The organism is Frigidibacter sp. MR17.14 (assembly GCF_037095735.1).
Classification (GTDB): domain Bacteria; phylum Pseudomonadota; class Alphaproteobacteria; order Rhodobacterales; family Rhodobacteraceae; genus Frigidibacter.
The window spans coordinates 332,496-344,655 of record NZ_JBAWKD010000001.1 but is presented as its reverse complement, the minus strand read 5'-3'; the positions used below and the strand labels follow the sequence as shown (position 1 = coordinate 344,655).

At 69.7% G+C, this 12,160-nt stretch carries 13 protein-coding genes; 8 read left to right on the top strand and 5 right to left on the bottom strand.

Features of this window, described 5'->3' with window-relative positions:
• Positions 1–56: 56 nt before the first annotated feature.
• The 3 genes from dapF (at position 57) to V8J36_RS01570 (ending at position 2,877) form a co-directional block, all read left to right on the top strand.
• The gene (gene dapF, locus V8J36_RS01580; RefSeq protein ID WP_336465498.1) at positions 57–899 is read left to right on the top strand and encodes a diaminopimelate epimerase; all 843 of its coding nucleotides are present in this window, start codon (positions 57–59) and stop codon (positions 897–899) included.
• 2 nt (positions 900–901) lie between these two features.
• Positions 902–2,194, top strand: coding sequence for a tRNA (N(6)-L-threonylcarbamoyladenosine(37)-C(2))-methylthiotransferase MtaB (gene mtaB / locus V8J36_RS01575; RefSeq protein ID WP_336465497.1), 1,293 nt, complete (start codon positions 902–904; stop codon positions 2,192–2,194).
• A 71-nt stretch (positions 2,195–2,265) separates the two neighbouring features.
• On the top strand, positions 2,266–2,877 hold the full coding sequence (locus V8J36_RS01570; RefSeq protein WP_336465496.1) for a glutathione S-transferase family protein: 612 nt from the start codon (positions 2,266–2,268) through the stop codon (positions 2,875–2,877).
• An 8-nt stretch (positions 2,878–2,885) separates the two neighbouring features.
• Here V8J36_RS01570 and V8J36_RS01565 read toward each other — a convergent pair whose 3' ends face one another.
• Together V8J36_RS01565 and V8J36_RS01560 are read right to left on the bottom strand one after the other, a co-directional pair.
• A complete protein-coding gene (locus tag V8J36_RS01565; RefSeq protein WP_336465495.1) occupies positions 2,886–3,521 on the bottom strand; it encodes an outer membrane beta-barrel protein in 636 nt (211 codons plus the stop codon).
• Between the two features lie 3 nt (positions 3,522–3,524).
• Entirely contained in the window at positions 3,525–4,181 is a 657-nt protein-coding gene (locus V8J36_RS01560) for a phosphatase PAP2 family protein (RefSeq protein WP_336465494.1), read from the bottom strand.
• Positions 4,182–4,419: 238 nt separating this feature from the next.
• Here V8J36_RS01560 and petA point away from each other — a divergent pair, with 238 nt between their 5' ends.
• The 3 genes from petA to V8J36_RS01545 are packed head-to-tail and all read left to right on the top strand — an operon-like array spanning position 4,420 to position 7,131.
• Entirely contained in the window at positions 4,420–4,983 is a 564-nt protein-coding gene (petA, locus tag V8J36_RS01555) for a ubiquinol-cytochrome c reductase iron-sulfur subunit (RefSeq protein ID WP_336465493.1), read from the top strand.
• A 10-nt stretch (positions 4,984–4,993) separates the two neighbouring features.
• Positions 4,994–6,328, top strand: coding sequence for a cytochrome b (gene petB / locus V8J36_RS01550; RefSeq protein WP_336465492.1), 1,335 nt, complete (start codon positions 4,994–4,996; stop codon positions 6,326–6,328).
• Positions 6,329–6,345: 17 nt separating this feature from the next.
• Positions 6,346–7,131, top strand: a complete 786-nt coding sequence (locus tag V8J36_RS01545; protein ID WP_442902460.1) for a cytochrome c1 — start codon at positions 6,346–6,348, stop codon at positions 7,129–7,131.
• 57 nt (positions 7,132–7,188) lie between these two features.
• Here V8J36_RS01545 and V8J36_RS01540 read toward each other — a convergent pair whose 3' ends face one another.
• Positions 7,189–8,409, bottom strand: a complete 1,221-nt coding sequence (locus V8J36_RS01540) for an MFS transporter (RefSeq protein ID WP_336465490.1) — start codon at positions 8,407–8,409, stop codon at positions 7,189–7,191.
• A gap of 155 nt (positions 8,410–8,564) precedes the next feature.
• Here V8J36_RS01540 and aroC point away from each other — a divergent pair, with 155 nt between their 5' ends.
• Both aroC and V8J36_RS01530 read left to right on the top strand, forming a co-directional pair.
• Positions 8,565–9,668 (top strand): chorismate synthase, encoded by a 1,104-nt coding sequence (gene aroC / locus V8J36_RS01535; protein WP_336465489.1) that lies wholly within the window; start codon positions 8,565–8,567, stop codon positions 9,666–9,668.
• Between the two features lie 205 nt (positions 9,669–9,873).
• The gene (locus tag V8J36_RS01530; protein ID WP_336465488.1) at positions 9,874–10,821 is read left to right on the top strand and encodes an AEC family transporter; all 948 of its coding nucleotides are present in this window, start codon (positions 9,874–9,876) and stop codon (positions 10,819–10,821) included.
• Here V8J36_RS01530 and V8J36_RS01525 read toward each other — a convergent pair.
• On the bottom strand, positions 10,784–11,695 hold the full coding sequence (locus V8J36_RS01525; protein WP_336465487.1) for a DMT family transporter: 912 nt from the start codon (positions 11,693–11,695) through the stop codon (positions 10,784–10,786). The genes V8J36_RS01530 and V8J36_RS01525 overlap by 38 nt on opposite strands.
• A 109-nt stretch (positions 11,696–11,804) precedes the next feature.
• Complete coding sequence (locus V8J36_RS01520; protein WP_336465486.1) at positions 11,805–12,092, bottom strand: HU family DNA-binding protein; 288 nt, start codon at positions 12,090–12,092, stop codon at positions 11,805–11,807.
• Positions 12,093–12,160 lie beyond the last annotated feature (68 nt).

Below are 12,160 nucleotides of genomic sequence, written 5' to 3'. Positions count from 1 at the left end.
CCGAGAAAAAGTGCGAAGGCTGGCAAAATCTTCGCGGCAGGCGTATATCGCGCGGCATGAGAGACTCTCGCGCCCCCGCAGGGCTGCCGTTCATGAAGATGCACGGCGCCGGCAACGATTTCGTCGTGATCGACGCCCGCCGCACCGCCCAGCCGGTGACGGCCGCCTTGGCGTGCGCGCTGGCGGATCGCAACCGCGGCGTGGGCTTCGACCAGCTCGCGGTGATTCACCCTGCCGAGGACGCGGATTTCCGGCTGCAGTTCCTGAACTCGGACGGGTCCGAGGCCGGCGCCTGCGGCAATGCCACCCGCTGCGTCAGCGATTACATGATGCGCGAAAGCGGCGCCGACAGCACCAGCCTGCGCACCTCGCGCGGCATCCTGCACGCTCTGCGCCGCCCCGACGGGCTGGTCAGCGTGAACATGGGGCCGCCGATGCTCGAGCCCGCGCAGATCCCGCTCGTGCCCGTCAACGACGTGCTGCACCTGCCGATCGACGGCGATCCGGTCGCCGTCGGCATGGGCAATCCGCATTGCATCTTCTTCGTCGCCGATGCCGGGGCGGTCGATGTCGCGGGCTGGGGCGCTTCCATCGAGCATCACGCGCTTTTCCCCGAGGCGACGAATGTCGAATTCGCCAGCCTCGTCGGGCCGGACCGGCTGCGGATGCGGGTCTGGGAACGCGGTGCGGGCATCACGCTCGCCTGCGGGTCGGGCACCTGCGCCACCGCCGTCGCCGCGCATCTGCGCGGGCTGACCGGCCGGCGGGTCGAGGTCGAGGTCGATGGCGGCCTGCTGGAGATCGACTGGCGCGAGGATGGCGTCTGGATGACCGGCCCGACCGCGCATGTGTTCGACGGCGTGCTCAGCCCCGCCTTCCTTGCCAGCGTGGACGCGTGAGCATGGACGCGAAACCCCCGGTCTTCGCGACGCTCGGCTGTCGCCTGAACGCCTACGAGACCGAGGCGATGCGCGAGCTGTCCGCCGCCGCCGGCCTGCCCGGCGCGGTGGTCGTCAACACCTGCGCCGTCACGGCGGAAGCCGTGCGCAAGGCCAAGCAGGAGATCCGCCGCCTTGCCCGCGAAAATCCCGGCGCGCCGGTCATCGTCACCGGCTGCGCCGCGCAGACCGAGCCCGAAACTTTCGCCGGGATGCCCGAGGTCACGCGGATCATCGGCAATCACGAAAAGATGCTGGCCGACACATGGGCGGAACTCGGGCGTGAATTCCGCAGCCCTGATTTCAGCACGGCCGGCGCCGATTTGATCGGCGAGACGGAAAAGATCCGCGTCGACGACATCATGTCGGTGAAAGAGACCGCCGGCCACCTGATCGACGGCTTCGGCCGTCACCGCGCCTATGTGCAGGTGCAGAACGGCTGCGACCACCGCTGCACCTTCTGCATCATCCCCTTCGGCCGCGGCAATTCGCGCTCCGTCCCGGCGGGGGTGGTGGTCGAGCAGATCAAGCGCCTTGTCGACAAGGGCTTCAACGAGGTGGTGCTGACCGGCGTCGACCTGACCAGCTGGGGCGCCGACCTGCCGGCCACGCCGCGGCTGGGCGATCTGGTGATGCGGATCCTGAAGCTGGTGCCGGACCTTGCCCGCCTGCGGATCTCGTCCATCGATTCGATCGAGGCGGACGAGAACCTGATGCAGGCGATCGCGACCGAGCCGCGGCTGATGCCGCATCTGCACCTGAGCCTGCAGGCCGGCGACGACATGATCCTGAAGCGAATGAAGCGCCGCCATCTGCGCGACGATGCCATCGCCTTCTGCGAAGAGGCGCGGAAGCTGCGCCCCGACATGATCTTCGGCGCCGACATCATCGCCGGCTTCCCCACGGAAACCGAGGCGATGTTCGACAACTCGCTGAAGCTCGTGACCGATTGCGACCTGACCTTCCTGCACGTCTTCCCCTACAGCCCCCGCAAGGGCACGCCCGCGGCGCGGATGCCGCAGGTGAAGGGCCCCGCGATCAAGGACCGCGCCGCGCGGCTGCGCGCCGCGGGCGATACGGCGCTGCAGCGCCATCTGGCCGCGCAGGTCGGCCGCAGTCACCGTGTGCTGACCGAAGGCCCGCGCCTCGGGCGGACCGAGCAGTTCACCGAGGTCGCCTTCGACACCGACCAGCCCGAGGGCACGATCCTCGATCTGACGATCCGGGGCCATCAGGGCGGGCGCCTTTCCGCCTGAGGACGCCGCGGCTGGACACTCGCTGCATGACGGGTCAGGGTCCGGGCCGAACCGAAACGCCGGAGCCAACCATGCGCCTTTACCACTCGCCGCTGTCGCCCTTCGTCCGCAAGATCATGGTCGCGCTCGTCGAGACCGGGCTGATCGACCGGGTCGAGCTGGTGTCGGGTTCTGGCACCCCCGTCGATTCGAGCCAGGCCCCGGTCGAGGCGAACCCGATCGGCAAGGTGCCCGCGCTCGAGATCGCGCCGGGCAAGGTGCTGTACGACAGCCGGGTGATCCTGCGCTGGATCGACGCGCAGGCCGGCGGCACGCTCTATCCGCAGGGCGAGGCGCTCTGGGACGCGCTGGTGATAGAATCGACGGTCGAGGGCGCGCTCGATGCGGCGCTGATGATGTCCTACGAACGCCGCCTGCGCCCCGAAGAGCTGCGATTCGCGCCCTGGGTCGAAGGCCACTGGGCCAAGGTCGCACGCTGTCTGGACGTGATCGAGGCGCGCTGGCTGCCCACGATGCCGACCGAGCGCGCGGATGCACCGGCGATCGCGCTGGGCTGCCTGCTGGGCTATCTCGACTTCCGCTTCGACGAGCGCGGCTGGCGCGACGGCCGTCCGGCGCTGGCAGAGTGGTATGAGGGCTTCGCGACCCGGCCCGCGATGGTCCAGACCCTGCCGAAGCAATAGGGCAGGGGTCAGAAGCGGTAGCTGATCCCGAGGTTCAGCGCGTTGGTGATCAGCTCGGCCTTCAGCGTGCCGCCGCCGTCGAGCTCGGCCTCGTGCTTCGACCAGGCGCCCTTCCACTCGCCGAACAGCTCCCAGCGGTCGTTGACGCCCCAGGTGGTGCCCGCGACCAGCTGCACCACCGGTCCGGTGATCTGATAGCCGAAGGTCGAATTGTCCGAACCCGCCGCCGTCACTTCGACATGCGGGATCGACAGGCCGACGCCGGCGCCGACATAGGGCGCCCAGGCCCGGCCCGGCTGCTGCCAGCGACGGAAGGCGTTGACGGTGGCGAAGTTCAGCCCGTCGGTGAACTCGAGCGTGTCATAACCTGCCTCGGCCTTGTTGTCGGCATAGGCCTTGGCGTGGTTGAACTCGAGCCCGAAGCCCCAGGCATCGTCGCGCCACCAGGTCGCACGGGCGCCCCAGTAGGGGGGCACCGCCGTCGACTTGCCGTCCCAGTCGATGCCCTGCCGGCCAAGCGTGCTGTCATCGACCGTGCTGCCGGTGACCGACTGCAGGCCGCCATAGAAGGAAAGGGTCACCTCGGCCCGAGCCGCCGCGGGCAGCAGGCTGACGGACAGCGCCAGGGGAAGCAGTATCCGCATCGCTCAAGCTCCGGCCTTGCCGGCGCCGCGCAAGCGCCGTGATCGCCATGCTGCCGCGAGGCGCCCCGGCGCGGCAAGACCCGCGGTGCACAGGTGGCGCAGGAACCGGACCGCGGCGTTGCGCGCAGCACACACCATGTCCACCGCACGGGCCCGCGCCGGGCCGTCGCGGCGCAGCAGGCGGTCGCTGCCAAGGCCCAGCAGCGCCCCGGCGAAGACCTGCCAGATGTCGTGCCGTCCGGCGTCGATGCGCGAGGCGCCGACGAAGGTTGCGGCGAAGATCGCCACCCCCTGCGCGACCGGCGCGCGCACCAGGCAGTCGCGCAGCAGCGCGCTCGCCCCCAGCACGGCCGTCGAGGTATGGGCCGAGGGGAAACCGCTGGCCCCGCCATCGGGGCGGCGGTTGATTTCCGTCCCGTCGAGGGCGCGCTTGGTGCCATGGGCGGCCGTAAACATCGCCCCGTAGCGCAGGACGAATTCCTGCGCGGCGAAAGGCGAGGGCTGGCAGGCCAGCGCCAGCAGCGGCAGCGCGATCTGCAGCCGGTCGCCCACCTTGGACGCGCGCCAGTCGCCAAGCGCCACGGTGAGGGCAAGAACCAGCAGAATCACCTGCGTGACGCGCATCACCGCGGCCAGCCGGCCAAGAACGGAACGAACCACGCCACCTCCCGAGCATCGCGTCCTGGTGCAGTATCGTCGCGTCATCACGTTTTTGCGACACACATTCGCCACGACGCAGCGACGAATTCCCGCAGGGGCAGCCTCAAGGGGAATGCACGCTGGACTGGCCTTGAATCCACGGATAAAACCGGCCCCGGATGGAGGGCCGATATCGGCAGACGAGGGAGGTGTGCGCCCCCGCGTCTGCACGCCTTCCGGCTAGGGAAGGAGTTTACACGTGTCCCACGCAGACGATCACGTAGGCACCCGCCGCGACTTTCTCTACTACGCGACGGCCGGAACCGGTGCCGTCGCGACCGGCGCTGCCGTCTGGACGCTGGTCAACCAGATGAACCCCTCGGCGGACGTGCAGGCCCTGGCCTCCATCTACGTCGATGTGAGCGCCGTGGAAACGGGGACTCAACTGACTGTGAAGTGGCGTGGGAAACCCGTGTTCATCCGCCGCCGCTCGCAGGAGGACATCGACTCCGCCCGCGCGGTCGAGATGAGCCAGCTGGTCGACACCAACGCCCGCAACGCCAACAAGGCGGCCGATGCGCAGGCGACGGATGCCAACCGGACGCTCGACGAGGCCGGCGAATGGCTGGTGATGATGGGTGTGTGCACCCATCTGGGCTGCGTGCCGATCGGCGACGGGGCGGGCGATTTCGGCGGGTGGTTCTGCCCCTGCCACGGCTCGCACTACGATGCCGCCGGCCGCATCCGCAAAGGCCCCGCGCCGCAGAACCTGCCGGTGCCCACCGCGTCCTTCTCGGACGACACGACGATCCTGCTGGGCTGAGGAGGAAAGCATGGCCGGTATCCCGCACGATCATTACGAACCGAAGACCGCCCCCGAGAAATGGCTGCACAAGCGGCTGCCGATCGTGGCGCTGGTCTATGACACGCTGATGATCCCGACGCCCAAGAACCTCAACTGGATGTGGATCTGGGGCATCATCCTGACCTTCTGCCTCGTGCTGCAGATCGCCACCGGCATCGTGCTGGTGATGCATTACACGCCGCACGTCAGCCTCGCCTTCTCGTCGGTCGAGCACATCATGCGCGACGTGAACGGCGGCTACATGCTGCGCTACCTGCATGCGAACGGGGCGTCGCTGTTCTTCTTCGCCGTCTACATCCACATCTTCCGCGGTCTCTACTACGGGTCCTACAAGGCCCCGCGCGAAGTGACCTGGATCGTGGGCATGCTGATCTACCTCGCGATGATGGGCACGGCCTTCATGGGCTACGTCCTGCCCTGGGGGCAGATGTCCTTCTGGGGCGCCACGGTCATCACCGGCCTCTTCGGCGCGATCCCGGGCATCGGCCCGTCGATCCAGACCTGGCTGCTGGGCGGCCCGGCGGTCGACAACGCCACGCTGAACCGCTTCTTCTCGCTGCACTACCTGCTGCCCTTCGTGATCGCGGCGCTGGTAGCGGTGCACATCTGGGCCTTCCACTCGACGGGCAACAACAACCCGACGGGCGTCGAGGTCCGCCGCGGCTCGAAGGCCGAGGCCGAGAAGGACACTGTGCCGTTCTGGCCCTACTTCGTGATCAAGGACCTGTTCGCGCTGGCCGTGATCCTGGCGATCTTCTTCGCGGTCGTGGGCTTCATGCCGAACTACCTCGGCCACCCCGACAACTACATCGAGGCGAACCCGCTCTCGACGCCCGCGCATATCGTGCCGGAATGGTACTTCCTGCCCTTCTACGCGATCCTGCGGGCGTTCACCTCGGACGTCTGGCTGGTGATGTTCGTGAACTGGATCACCTTCGGCATCGTCGACGCGAAGTTCTTCGGCGTGCTCGCGATGTTCGGGGCGATCGTCGTCATGGCGCTGGTGCCCTGGCTCGACACCTCCTCGGTGCGCTCGGGCCGCTACCGGCCGATGTTCCGCTGGTGGTTCGCGCTGCTGGTCGTCGATTTCGTCGTGCTGATGTGGGTCGGCGCGCAACCGGCCGAGGGGATCTACACCTGGATCTCGCTGATCGCCGCCGCCTACTGGTTCGTCTACTTCCTGGTGATCCTGCCGCTTCTGGGCGTGATCGAGAAGCCGCTGCCGATCCCCGCCACGATCGAGGACGACTTCGCGGCGCATTACCCGGCGGACGGCTCCGCCAAGACCGTCGCGGCCGAGTGAGGGGACCGATCATGAGCATGCGCACTCTCACCCTCGCCGCCGCCTCCGCGCTGGCGCTGGCGATGCCCGCGGCGGCTGCCGAGACCGGCGGCCACCACATCGAGGACTGGTCCTTCAGCTTCGAGGGGCCGTTCGGCAAGTTCGACGAACACCAGCTGCAACGCGGGCTGCAGGTCTATACCGAGGTCTGCGCCGCCTGCCACGGCATGAAGTTCGTGCCGATCCGCTCGCTCGCGGACGAGGGCGGGCCGCATCTGCCCGAGGACCAGGTCCGCGCCTATGCGACCCAGTTCACCGTGGTCGATGCGGAAACCGGCGAGGATCGTGAAGGGGTCCCGGCCGACCACTTCCCGCATTCCTCCTTGCCGAACGCGCCGGACCTGTCGCTGATGGCCAAGGGCCGCGCGGCCTTCCACGGGCCCTACGGCACCGGGATCAGCCAGCTGCTGCGCGGCATCGGCGGGCCGGAATACATCCATGCGATTCTGACCGGCTATACCGGCGAGACGATGGACCAGGCCGGAACCACCTTCTACGAGAACCACGCCTTCTCGACCGGCTGGATCGCGATGCCGCCGCCCCTGACCGACGGCCAGGTGGAATACGCCGACGGCTCGCCCAACGACGTCAGCCACATGGCCGAGGACGTGGCGACCTTCCTGATGTGGGCGGCCGAACCGAAGATGATGGCCCGCAAGCAGGTGGGCTTCGTCGCGGTCCTGTTCCTTGGGCTGCTGTCGGTGCTGCTGTACCTGACCAACAAGAAGATCTGGGCGCCGCTCAAGCACAAGCGGCAGGCCTGACAGAACAGGGTCGGGGGGAGGCGCGCCCCCCCCCGCGCCCCCCTGCGCCCGGGCGCCCTAGTCGCGCGCCCCCGCGAGGCGGAAGCCGAGGAAGGCCAGCAGCGCTAGGCCCGGCATCGCGCCACCGATCAGCGAGGCGAGCGGCCAGCCGCCCGCGGACCAGGACCAGCCGCCAAGCGCCGATCCCGCGGCCCCCCCGATGAAAAATCCGGCCATGAACAGGCCGTTCAGCCTGCCGCGCAGATCCGCGCCAAGGCCGAAGATCGCGCGCTGGCTGACCACGAGGTTCAGCGAAACGCCGAAGTCCAGAAGCACCCCGGCCGCGACCAGCACCACGATCCAGAGCCCGCTTGGCCCGGTCGCCGCCGCCCCGATCGCGAAGGAGACCACGGCCATCGCCAGCGCGGCCACCGCCGCCGCCGTGCCATGGCCGCGGTCCGCCAGCCGCCCGCCGATCGGCGCGGCCACCGCCCCCGCGGCGCCCGCCAGCGCGAAGAGCGCGATCCCCGACTGGCTGAGCCCGAAGTCCCGCGCCAGGTGCAACGGCACAACCGTCCAGAACAGCGAGAAGGCCCCGAAGAGCAGCGCGTGATAGATCACCCGCCGCTGCAGCACCGGCTGGGTCGCGGCCAGCCGTGCCATCGATGCCAGCAGGGTGCCGTAGCCGATGCCGCTGCCGGGGTGGCGCTGCGGCAGCTTCAGCCGGATCACCGCCGCCAGCACCACCAGCGCCGCGGCCGAGACCCAGAACACCGTGCGCCAGCCGAAGGCATCGGCGAGGAAGCTCGACACCGGGCGGGCCAGCATGATCCCGGTCATCAGCCCGCTCAGCACCGAGCCCACGACCTGTCCGCGCTGCGCCTCGGGGGCGAGGGCCGCGGCATAGGGCACGATCACCTGCACCGAGACCGAGCCGAGCCCGATCAGCAGCGCCGCGGTCAGGAAGCCCGCCTGCGATCCCGCCAGCGCCGCGCCCAGCAGCGCCAGCGTGCCCAGCGCGAGGATCGACAGGATCAGCCGCCGGTTCTCGACGAGGTCGGCGACCGGCACGAGGAACAGCAGTCCCAGCCCGTAGCCCAGCTGGCTCATGGTGACGATGAACCCGGCCACGGCCGGCGAGATCGCGAAGGTTTCGGCGATCGGAGCGACCAGCGGCTGGGCGTAATAGAGATTGGCGGCGATCATGCCGCAGGCCGTGGCCAGCAGCAGGGTCAGGCCCGGCGTGAGCGCGGGCGTCGGAACCGTGGCGGCGGCGGCCGCAGAGGCGGAGGGGGGCATGGCGGGGTCCGGGGAGAGGGCGGCGAGAAGGGGCAAACCTACGCGCGCCCCGGCCGCGGTCAATGCGCGCCCGCGCACAGGGACCACGCATTCCCCTTGAGCCACGCGCCCGCGGAGGCTAGGGACTACCCCGCGAGCGATGCGGGAGAGCGGACATGAGCTTCAACACCTTCGGCCAGGCCTTCCGCATGACCACCTGGGGCGAAAGCCACGGGCCGGCGCTTGGCGCCACCGTCGACGGCTGCCCGCCGGGCATCGCGCTGGACCCGGCCGCGCTGCAGCACTGGCTCGACCGCCGCAAGCCCGGCCAGAACCGCTTCACCACCCAGCGTCAGGAACCCGACGCGGTGAAGATCCTGTCAGGCGTGTTCGAGGGCGTCACCACCGGCACCCCGATTCAGCTGATGATCGAGAACACCGACCAGCGCTCGAAGGATTACGGCGACATCGCCCAGAGCTTCCGGCCGGGCCATGCCGACATCACCTATCACCAGAAGTACGGGATCCGCGACTATCGCGGCGGCGGGCGCTCGTCCGCGCGGGAAACCGCGGCACGGGTCGCGGCGGGCGGCGTCGCGCGGGCGATGCTGGACGCGCTGGCGCCGGGGGTGAAGATCACCGGCTACCTGACGCAGATCGGGCCGCATCGCATCGACCGCGCCCGCTTCGATGCCGACCAGATCGAGCAGAACCCGTTCTGGTGCCCCGACGCGCAGGCGGCGGCGGTCTGGACCGAGTACCTCGACGGGCTGCGCAAGGCGCATGACTCGGTCGGCGCGGTGATCGAGGTGGTGGCCTCGGGCGTGCCCGCGGGCCTCGGCGCGCCGATCTACGGCAAGCTCGATGGCGATCTGGCGGCGGCGATGATGTCGATCAATGCGGTGAAGGCCGTCGAGATCGGCGAGGGCATGGCCGCGGCGGAACTGACCGGCAGCGCCAATGCCGACGAGATCCGCATGGGCAACGACGGGGCGCCGCTCTACCTGTCGAACCACGCCGGCGGGATCCTTGGCGGCATCTCGACCGGGCAGGAGGTGGTCTGCCGCTTCGCGGTGAAGCCGACCTCGTCGATCCTGACGCCGCGGCGCACCATCGACACCACCGGGCAGGAGCGCGAGCTGATCACCAAGGGCCGTCATGACCCCTGCGTCGGCATCCGCGCCGTGCCGGTGGGCGAGGCGATGATGGCACTGGTGCTCGCTGACCACCTGCTGCGCGACCGCCAGCAGACCGGCGGCGTCCGCGGCGCCATCGGCTGACCGCGACGGGGCAGGGGCCCAAGGCTGCCCGGAACTTGGGCAGTCCGGCAGCCTCCTCGCCCGTGCGACCCGGCCCTGACCCGGGCGGCCTTGCCCCGCCGCGGGCTGCGGGTCAGAAAGGCGGCGTGGGCCTGCCGCCGTGGCCGGCCCCGCGCTGACGGAACGCTGTCTTGCCTTGCCTCTCCCCCATGCCGCGGGCCTGCTGATGCTGGCTGTGCTCGGCATCACCTTCCCGATCTTCGCCACCATCGCGCTTGGCTACCTGCTCACGCGCCGCGGGCTCTTCGCCCCGCCAGAGATGGCGGTCTTCGGGCGCTTCGTCGTGAACATCGCGCTGCCGGCGCTGATCTTCGCCGGCGTCACCTCGCGCCCACTGACCGAAGTCTTCAACGCCGGCTACGCCCTGTCCTACGGGCTGGTCGCGGTGCTGAACGGCGTCGCGGGCTTCCTGGTGATGACGCTCGCCGGCTGGCGGGCCGAAAAGCGCGCGGTCGGGCTTCTGGGCATGGTCTGCGCGAATTCGGGCTACGTCGGCTATCCGGTGATGCTGCTGGCCGCGCCGGATATCGCGGGCACCTACCTGACGCTGAACCTGATCGTCGAGAACTTCTTCGTCCTGCCGCTCGCGATCCTGGTGATGGAGCTGTCGCGCAGCGGCGGGCGCGTCTCGCCACTGCTGCTGCTGCGGGTGATCGTGATGGGGCTGCTGCGCCGGCCGATGATCCTGTTCCTGCTGATCGGGCTTGGGGTGAACCTGCTGGGCGTGCCGCTGCCGGTCGGGGTGACGCGGCTCGCGACGCTGTTCGCCGCCGCCTCGAGCGCGCTGGCGCTGTTCTACATCGGCGGGTCTCTGGTCGGCCTGCCGCTGCGCGGCAATGTCCGGCTGGCCTCGACCGTCGTGGCGATGAAGCTGTTCGGGATGCCGCTGGCGGCGCTCGCGGTGCTGGCGGCGGGCCCGCTGCTGGGCCTGCCCCCGCTGGGGACAGGACTGGAGCTGGGGCTGATCGTCACGGCCGCGGTCCCGATGCTGGGGATCTACGCGATCCTCGCGGGCGAGCACGGGCAGGAGGGCATGGCCTCGATCGCGCAGCTGGGCGCGACGATCACCGCCTTCTTCACGCTTTCGGCGCTGCTGGCGCTGCTGCATCCGTGACGGGGGCGGCGGGCGGCTGCCGCGACAGCTGCACCGCCAGGATGCCGGCCGCGACCACGGCGACGCCGATCACGTCGTTGACGCCCACCCGCTCGCCCAAGGTCGCCGCCGCGACCAGCACGCCGAAGAACGGGTTCAGGAAGTGGAAGGTTGCCGCGCGCACCGCGCCGATCCGACCCACCAGCACGAACCAGACCCAGGTCGCCAGCACACCCGGGATCAGCGTGGTGTAGAGGAAGGCCAGCACCAGCCGCAGGCTCCAGTTCACCACCAGCGGCTCGGTCGCCGCGGCGACGACCGCCAGCGCGGCCGAGCCCACGAACATCTGAAGCCCCACCACCATCAGCAGGTTGCCGCCGCCGCTTGCGCCGCGCACGGTCAGCGTGGCGATCGCCAGCGCCAACGCCCCCAGCACGCACAGCCCGACCGAGACCGGGTCCGCTCCGCCCGACAGCCGCGCGCCCATGATGATGCCGACGCCGATCACGCCCGCGGCCAGCCCGGCCAGCCCCATCGGCCGCACCTTGTCGCCGAAGACGGCCCAGCCCAGCGAGGCCACCAGAAGCGGCATGGTCGAGGCGATGATCGCGGCCAGCGAGGCCTCGACATGCTGCATGGCGACGAAATTCAGCCCCAGGTACAGCGCGTTCTGGCAGATCCCGAAGATCAGCACCGCCCGCCACTGCCGCGGGTCGATGCGCAAGCTGCCGCCCATCGCGCGGGCGATGCCGCAGGCGACGATGCCGGAGACAAGGAACCGCGCCGCCAGCGCCCAGAGCGGCGGGGCGTCATGCACGATCATCCGCGCCGAGGCGAAGGCCGAAGACCACATGAAGGCGAAGGCCAGGCCCATGAGGATTGCGCGGAAGTCCATCGCTCGCTCCATGCGTCGCAGGGGGGAAACGCGAAAGGGTCGCACCGCTTCCGCGATGCGACCCTTGCAGCAGTCGGACGCCGGCCGCAAGGGCCGGCGGTCACCGGGCTCAGCCGTTGACGACGTCCTTCAGCGCTTTCGCGATGGTGACCTTCACGACCTTGTCGGCCGGCTTGGTCATGGTCTCGCCAGTGGCCGGGTTGCGGACCTGGCGTTCGGGGCGGGCGCGGCAGAGCACCTTGCCGATGCCCGGCAGGGTCACGGCGCCACCGGCGGCGACTTCCTTGGCGACCACGTCCGAGATCGCGTCCAGCGCGGCGGTCGCGGTTTTCTTGTCCGAGCCCATGGCTTCGGCGACGGCGGCAACCAGAGCGGTCTTCGTCATCGGTTTCGACATGTCCTATCTCCTCACATTGCCCCGTTCGGGGTCATGTTTCCGCCTTTTGCCGGCACCCAAGCTCCATC

Coding starts and splice junctions, on each gene's coding strand:
- dapF (WP_336465498.1), top strand. CDS start 57: ATGAGAGACTCTCGCGCCCCCGCAGGGCTGCCGTTCATGAAGATGCAC.
- mtaB (WP_336465497.1), top strand. CDS start 902: ATGGACGCGAAACCCCCGGTCTTCGCGACGCTCGGCTGTCGCCTGAAC.
- V8J36_RS01570 (WP_336465496.1), top strand. CDS start 2,266: ATGCGCCTTTACCACTCGCCGCTGTCGCCCTTCGTCCGCAAGATCATG.
- V8J36_RS01565 (WP_336465495.1), bottom strand. CDS start 3,521: ATGCGGATACTGCTTCCCCTGGCGCTGTCCGTCAGCCTGCTGCCCGCG.
- petB (WP_336465492.1), top strand. CDS start 4,994: ATGGCCGGTATCCCGCACGATCATTACGAACCGAAGACCGCCCCCGAG.
- V8J36_RS01545 (WP_442902460.1), top strand. CDS start 6,346: ATGCGCACTCTCACCCTCGCCGCCGCCTCCGCGCTGGCGCTGGCGATG.
- V8J36_RS01540 (WP_336465490.1), bottom strand. CDS start 8,409: ATGCCCCCCTCCGCCTCTGCGGCCGCCGCCGCCACGGTTCCGACGCCC.
- aroC (WP_336465489.1), top strand. CDS start 8,565: ATGAGCTTCAACACCTTCGGCCAGGCCTTCCGCATGACCACCTGGGGC.
- V8J36_RS01530 (WP_336465488.1), top strand. CDS start 9,874: ATGCTGGCTGTGCTCGGCATCACCTTCCCGATCTTCGCCACCATCGCG.
- V8J36_RS01525 (WP_336465487.1), bottom strand. CDS start 11,695: ATGGACTTCCGCGCAATCCTCATGGGCCTGGCCTTCGCCTTCATGTGG.
- V8J36_RS01520 (WP_336465486.1), bottom strand. CDS start 12,092: ATGTCGAAACCGATGACGAAGACCGCTCTGGTTGCCGCCGTCGCCGAA.